Here is a 7734-nt window from a genome sequence, read left to right on the forward strand (position 1 = left end):
ATTAAGCCATTACTAAAAAGCCTATAACAGCTAATGCCGCAGCAATTAGCGTGTAAGGCAATTGTGTAACGGCATGGCTCATTAAATTACAACCAGAGCCTTGCGCTGCGAGCACCGTTGAATCTGAGTAAAAACACGCTTGGCTACCAAAAGAAGAAGCCGATAATAGCGCACCAATGACCAGTGGTATGTTTGCATCAACCGCATTTGCCAGTGGCATAACAATCGGAATTGATACAGCAAAAATACCCCAACTCGACCCTGTTGCAAACGCTAAAATAGCCATTGAAATAAATACCACGGCTGGTAAATATGCAGCGGTCATATAAGGGCTTAAACTGCCAATAACAAACTGAGGTAAACCAATTAAGTCGCATACATCTTTGAATATAAACGCCGCTATAACAGTACCAATAGCGGGGATCATACTTTTAAAGCCATCAAGCATGCGCTCAATCATTTCACTTACGCTCATTAATTTTTGTAGCGCATAAAACGGGAGAGTGACCGCCATTGTTGCTAGTAAGCCTTTGTATACGTCTATTTCAAAGTAAACCGTAAACGCCACCAATAAAATAATAGGCACTAAAAAGTTACGTAATTTACCTTTAGGGTCGGCATCTTCAAAGTTTTCTTCAGCTGCTTTTACTGCGTATTCATCTGCTGTTTGAACGTCACTGTATTGAGCAGGGTCGACTTGAGCTTGCTCAATTTGCGCCATTTGTTCTGCTTTTTTCATCGGACCAATTGCAGGAATAACACCTAGTACAACAAGTAAAACAACAAGCACTGCAAACCACGCGTAAAACATGTACGGAATAGCTTGAATATAAACAGCAATACCTTTGCCTTCTTCAGCAATACCGTTATCTACCAATAAGCCACTAAAGAATACCGCCCAAGTAGATAAAGGAACAAGTACACAGATTGGTGCGGCAGTAGAGTCAACAACATAGGCAAGCATTTCACGGCTAACTTTAAATTTATCGGTAATGCGTTTCATGGTTTCACCCACGGTAAGCGCATTTAAGTAGTCATCAATAAAAATAACCACACCTAAGCAAAAGGTCATAAATAAAGATGAGCGTTTACCTTTGGTGTATTTAAGAGCTAGCTTGCCAAAAGCCGATGCGCCACCGGTGCGGACTAGTAGCGCGATGAGTGCACCAAAACCCCCACATACAAGTATTAGCCAGCCAATGGTTTCGTCCGTCATCACTTTTAGTGACGAGCTCGCAAAGTTAGTAAGTACCTGTGTAGGGTCGGCTATAACTAAGCCAACTAAAGCACCAATAAGTAAAGATAAAATAGGGCGGCGTAATACAACAGCCAATACAACCACCACTAATGGAGGCAGTAAACTTATCGCAGAAGGTTCAAGCATTTAAGTATTCACAAAATTAAAAGCATGCATAAAAATTAAAAAGTATTAATTTTAAGCTGCTTATACAAAAACAAAGAAGATGATAAGTTTGTTGTTAATCATATTCCAAGTCACTGCTTTTGTACGCGCGAGAGGGACACTAAACAGTTATGTTAAATAAGCGGTTTAAGTGAAACGCGTTGGCTTTGGCGCCAGACGGTGCAAGGAGTGCAAGCCGCTATTGTTGTGCCCGTAAAAACATCGGCGCAAAAATAATCTGCTTTTTAATTTCAGTCAATAAATAAATGCATTAAATAACATTTATTTTAATCCACAAAGATCAACACGCCCTAGTATTGAACTTTCATTCATCTTAAAAAGCGAATCATAATGCCTAAAATAAAAAGCCTACGCTGTTGGGAAAATAGCGTAGGCTTTAATTATTAACTTGAACTGTAAGTAACAAACCTAAATATCATTATGATTTAACGGACTCGTAAATCCTCTTAATCAGATATAAGCTCGACCAACGTTAATAGCCTTAGTTAATAACTTATTTTAAAGCGAATTTAAAAAAGCTAACAATGCTGATTGTTCTGATGAAGTGATGCTTTCATAGGCAATACGTGCACTTTCAGCCTCGCCGCCATGCCACATAATTGCTTCATTGATAGTACGCGCTCGTCCATCATGCAAATAGTTAGCGTTAGGCTTACACACATCATCACCTTGATAACCGGTAGGGTTAGTAACACCACCAGTAACACAAGCGGATAAACCTAAGCCCCAAAGTGGAGTTGTGCGCCATTCTGCGCCTGTTACATTACCAGCGCCTAAGTTATCAGCTAAACCTTCGCCCATATCATGCAATAATAAATCACTAAACGGGCGAATAGTTTGGTTTCGTAATTCGGCTAATGGTGCAAACTCACTGGTTTTCATTGTGCTGCGATGACAACTTTCACACCCAATCTCATTAAATATGGTTTCGCCTAGAATAACATTATCGTTATCAAGGTCGCGTTGTGCACGAACACCTAACAAAGAAATATATTTAACTAAATTATTTAAATTTTCATCGGACAGCTCACTACCCAATTCATTTCCACAGGTTGTTTGATTAGGGCCACAATCAGGTGTTGGCTTTACCGATGTCATTACTCCCATGTCAGTATTTAATGCACCAGCAACTTGATGTTTAATAGACGTTGCATTGCCCTTGTAGCCAAAACGACCTAAACGCGTTTCACCAGTAAGTGGGTCTATTGATAATCGCGCTTTACCTGAGATACCATCACCATCAATGTCATCTTTATCTTCTCGCTCTAATATTGTTTCTTCGTTGATTGCCTCAAGCAAACCTAAGCCCACTAATTGAGGTGCCAATCGAGCTGAGAAACGGGCGGGTCTGCCACTAGAAAATTCATAATTTGGAGAGCGCAGACCATTATTTTCAGTCCATGAGGCAATTGTTACCGTACCTTCACCCAAGGCGGAGTTAATCCCAATATTACTAGGCTGTAATACACTCCCTCTCAAAAGGTCTGGCTGAGAGTCAGCATCAGCGATTGCAAATACCCACTTATCTAAAGGAACGCCGGTATCAGCAACTGAAGCCCGACCATTACGTTCATGGCAACCAGAACAAGATGTATTAACATAATGCATACCAGCTTTGCCTACAAGCTCAGTGAAAATACCATTTTCAACACTTTCGTCGTGTCCACCCGTGGTAAAATTAGTGTGGTGAACTCGTCGACCTTGTACAAATGCTTGACCGTTTACGTTTGATAAATTGGTAGCCATTTGCATAAAGTGGTTATCAGGTTCGTTAGTGTAGTTATAAGGTAAAGTGGTACCGCCACCTAGGCGACCATTTTGGGCAATTGGGTATGAATCTTCACGTTCAGAACTCTCGTCATCAAAGTTACCAACGGTTTTCCAAGGGGCTAAACCTTCACCAACAATATATAAATAAGTTGTTCCATAGTAGTTTGTGCGACCTTCAGGAACTGATACATCTAAAAATTGGCTCACTTCAAACTCCATACGTTGACCTATTTCTAGAGGCATAACATTAGTTGGAGACCAATTTAGGGGACGATAATCATCAATAATTAATTTATATCTGTATTGATCTCCTGTATCACTTATTTTATTAAAATCATGATCATAACTACCATTATCTAGTTCAATAACGCCACCGCCAAGATTTCCATGGTATTCAGCAACGGTATTTAAACCACGGTACCACGCTCTAAATTCTTTGGCGTCTATTTTCCACTCTGTGATAAAAGTGATTTCAATTGAATCGCCGCCTTTGGCTACATAATCAACAAATTCAAATTGTGCGGTACGGTGTGTCCAATAATGCGACAAATAGTGATCGTAAGCTTGAAACTGATCCTCTTTTGCATGGCGATCCCGTCCTCTGTCTGCAAAGCGGGTAACGAGTGCATCACCACGGTCAAAAGAAATAGCATGCTCAAGTGCAGTTGTGTTGTTAAATAATGGAACAATACTGCCTAAGTCAGTTTCTTCTTCATTATCATTAGGCTCAATTATACAACCGACTGCATCAACAACTACGTTAGTTGCTGTGTTAGGGCATAGATCTTCGGTGTCATTAACACCATCATTATCTGAATCTGTACTATCAACAACAGTATTAAAAATATAGGTACTCCAAGGTGAGACTTTTGCTGCTCCACTCTCATCTAAATAAGTATATGAGTACTTAATAATGTCGCCATTGCTCAAGCCCGTTAGTGTTCTGGTATTACGTGAGCCATTTATAATCATGCGAGCATTATGTTGATTATCGCTGTTTAAAATATAATGTACATCAGCCCAGTCAGATGTATTTACAAAAAATGTAATACTCGTTTGTGAGCTTATTTCAATACCAAACTGTTCATTAGCAACAGCATTAGTATTTGCACTTAAGGTATTAAAAATACCTTTATGTAATTGATTATTAACCGTTGCATGTACTTGTGTGATTGAACACAAAGTAATACTAATAGCGCAGCCAAGCAGTGTGCTTTTTTTCATATTATTTTCCTTAAAAAATATCCAATTACTAAGGGATTAACCTCAATTTTTACTACATCTACCGCTTTTATCTTTTATAAAACAGATAATTAAACGTGATATATAAATGGTTTAAAGCTGTTAAATGGTAAGTAGAGTTGCGCAGGTTTTATGATGTTGATTTTTTTACTCGTTAAAACAAAGTAAGAATTTAAAAATCATTTCCAACTGCCCAATACCTTTACTCCTTACTATTAATCTCCTTGCTTTTCGATAATTTATGCCTCGTTACCGACACCGTTTTATTACCTCAAAATAGACCTCTAAATTAAGCGAATTGGTATTAAACGAGCATGTATTAATTACACTCGTGTGTATAAATACACAACTCAAAACAATGAATGCAAAACGCATTGTACCTAAAATGGGGTTTGCAAGGTATCGGTAAATAGTGTGGGGAATGTGTCAGGATAAGGTTTGTGTTTAAATTTAGAGGAGGTATGTTTTTAATTAAAAAATACTTTGATATTTGAATTCAAAAAAATGATATTAAGTTTAAAGTTGGTTGCACAATTACGAATGGGGTTTTAGTGAGGTTTTAAGGTATGTTGGAAATGATATTTGAATCTATATGCGGTAGTCAGGTTTAGTAAATATTAGCGAATATTATGAAATTTTATCGATGTAATATATTTGGAATATACAGCAAATTATGAAAGGGCTCTAACATCTTACGCGCTCGTTTTTTGCTCAGTATAGAGGACCTTCGATCTTTTTATGAGACATTATGCCTTCACATTTATAACTACAGTTACAACGGGTAAAACTATAACTGTAGTTAGTGCTTTTATTTAATCACTTTGTTCTTGTACTTTTTTGTCTTTTAACGAATAAAGAAAAAATGGCACTAAAATGATTGGCAAAAAAAACAAAATAGAGAATATGCTACCCGATAATATTCCTTGTATTTTTACCATTAAGCTACCACTCAAATATAATGATAAAGGAAAAATGACCAATCCAAATACGATGTAATAACGCGTAAGCATTGTGCCTATTTTGTCTTTAGTTTTTCTTTTGGAATTTGTTAAGGCTAATCGAATACCTAAAAATGGGTAAAACATTACATTCCAAGCAATAAATATACCTAAGCCGAAAGGAAGATCCTTTGTAAGTATAAGCAGATGAGCAAGGATGAAGTAGGTTGCAAATACAATGAACAAACCACCTAAGTACTGAAAAAAACCATTAACTTCAAGCGTTGGTTTGTTTTTGCTAAAACCTAATATTACGTCGTAACAAATACGATAAAACATAGAAAAGCAGATAACCAACACGAGTGAGTTAATAAGCATAATACCGCTCATAAATATTTTATGTTGTTCAAGAGAAAGTGCTCTAGATATAGTTAAATGTTGTAATTTTGAACCTATATCTCCATAGGCAAGTTCGTAAAATTGACTCAAATTACTAAAGAGATAATCGAAATTAATGCTCGTTCCGAAGTAAAAATCTTGAATTGTAAACGTAAAAGTAAAAAGGAAAGGAAGGGAGACTGTAACCCAAATAGCTAAGAGTGTTCTAAAAAAAACAGACCTTGTTAAAAATAGTAACGGTATGCACCAGAAAGGGCTAGTAATAAAATATAAAGGTTCTATTAAAGGAACATCAAGAAAGAAAAACTTTGCAGCAATAAAAAAGCTATATGCAGCGGCCAATAAAACAAGCCCGCCAACACCAGCACCAATCATCTTCCTTTGACTTACAACATGAGCTCGTTCATCATTTCCCATTTGCATTAATTCTAAGTCGGTATAAGCGACCTCAACTTCTTTCATTTATAATTCCGTTTTAAGTTATTGAAAATAGGCAATTTACATGCTGGTTGTTACATACTTTTAAAATAATAATATATTATGAAGGGGTTCATTTTTATTAATTTTAATGACCCCTCATTCTTCTTTTTTAGCTAACTAACAAGTGCTTCTTTAGTGGAAAGCAATGAATAAGATCAAAACTACAGTCTTGCTTGTTCTATTTCTTTAGCGACATTTAGGTTGATGTTTAGCCATATTTTTTCAAGTGCCGAAACTAAACCGTCATAACCATCATCATCAATAGGGACTAAGTTTGAAAAGTTATGGATGCTGATCAAACGCCTGCCGGTCTCTGGGTGTGTGTAATATAATCGCCAAAGACCCGATATATCTGCATTACCCTTTAAGTCACCATTAAAGTGATGTATTTCGTACTCTAGTTCGTAAAACGTTTGCTGATCGATTTCTGTAATTACCGGCAAACCTTTTATTACCATCCAATTAGGCATGGCATTAAACAATGTTTGCTGAGCCGTAGCGGTTAGCATTACATCTGGCGATTCGCCCCATAAGTTGTAATTAGCAGCGTGAATTTGGTTACTGTCTATTTTCATAGCAATACCTAAGTTATTCAACGCGCCTCTAAGCACAACAGTTTGTATTCTTAGCTGTGCATCTGTTGCGCTAACATTACGAGACGACGCCCCAATTGGTTGCTCAAACTGATAATATTGCGTCGCAGTTTGTATTGATGAACTGCATGCACTCAATAGCAAAATTAATGTGGCTGATAAGAATAGCGATTTCATTATTGCTTCCTTGGTGTTGGATCGGTAGGGAGTGACTTATCAAAAATCAACATATTGGGTTGCTCGTTTAAACCTCGGGTTAATGGTTGTAGCCCTTCACTCAAACGTTTAAATTCTTTTAACGTTTGTTGTATTTGATGGTGAAGCTCTGAACCGGCTTGGTAACTTGCCATTGTTTTATCAAATTGACGCATAGTCACTTCAAACTGCTCCATACTCTTTGTCATTTTTTCAAAGTTACGGTTAAAGTCACCAGGTAAGTTTTGCGTATCTTTTTGACTTAACAGCTTTCGCAGATCGTTAGCAAGCGCTTGGTAATCAGTGAAGGTTGCTTGCATTTGCTCTAAGCTATCTTCAATTTTTAGATCGTTTACTTTATTAAGTACATCAGAAACCTGATCTGCTAGTACGGTTATACCACTAGAAATACTTGGGAAAACATCATACTGCACAAGTTTGTCTAAGTGTGCTTCTGGTGCATCAGGATAAATATCAAAGTCGACATACACAGCACCTGTTAATAAATTACCCGGTTTTAGTGAGGCGCGCATACCGTTTTTAATCCAGCCTTTTAAACTGCCTTGCCAATATTCTTTTGCTGATGAACTATCGTGATAAAGGCGTCCATATTCAACTTTTATTAATACTGGAACGGCGGTATTGTTATTTCTAAAGTGTGCAGGCTTACCGTCAATAATAACATTGGCAGGGG

At 37.3% G+C, this 7734-nt stretch carries 4 protein-coding genes and 1 pseudogene; all 5 read right to left on the reverse strand.

Annotation, left to right across the window (positions count from 1 at the left end; genetic code table 11):
* Window position 1: 1 nt before the first annotated feature.
* Entirely contained in the window at window positions 2–1384 is a 1383-nt protein-coding gene (locus L647_RS0110915; RefSeq protein ID WP_024611135.1) for a Na+/H+ antiporter NhaC family protein, read from the reverse strand.
* A gap of 537 nt (window positions 1385–1921) precedes the next feature.
* Complete coding sequence (locus L647_RS0110920; protein ID WP_253948863.1) at window positions 1922–4417, reverse strand: di-heme oxidoredictase family protein; 2496 nt, start codon at window positions 4415–4417, stop codon at window positions 1922–1924.
* A gap of 830 nt (window positions 4418–5247) precedes the next feature.
* Window positions 5248–6234, reverse strand: a complete 987-nt coding sequence (locus L647_RS0110925) for a hypothetical protein (protein ID WP_029880441.1) — start codon at window positions 6232–6234, stop codon at window positions 5248–5250.
* 179 nt (window positions 6235–6413) lie between these two features.
* Window positions 6414–7022, reverse strand: coding sequence for a PqiC family protein (locus L647_RS0110930; RefSeq protein WP_024611136.1), 609 nt, complete (start codon window positions 7020–7022; stop codon window positions 6414–6416).
* Window positions 7022–7734: pseudogene (locus tag L647_RS0110935) on the reverse strand (mammalian cell entry protein); the annotation flags it as partial. The pseudogene L647_RS0110935 and the gene L647_RS0110930, both read right to left, overlap by 1 nt.

The organism is Pseudoalteromonas sp. TB64 (assembly GCF_000498095.1).
Taxonomy (GTDB): Bacteria; Pseudomonadota; Gammaproteobacteria; order Enterobacterales; family Alteromonadaceae; genus Pseudoalteromonas.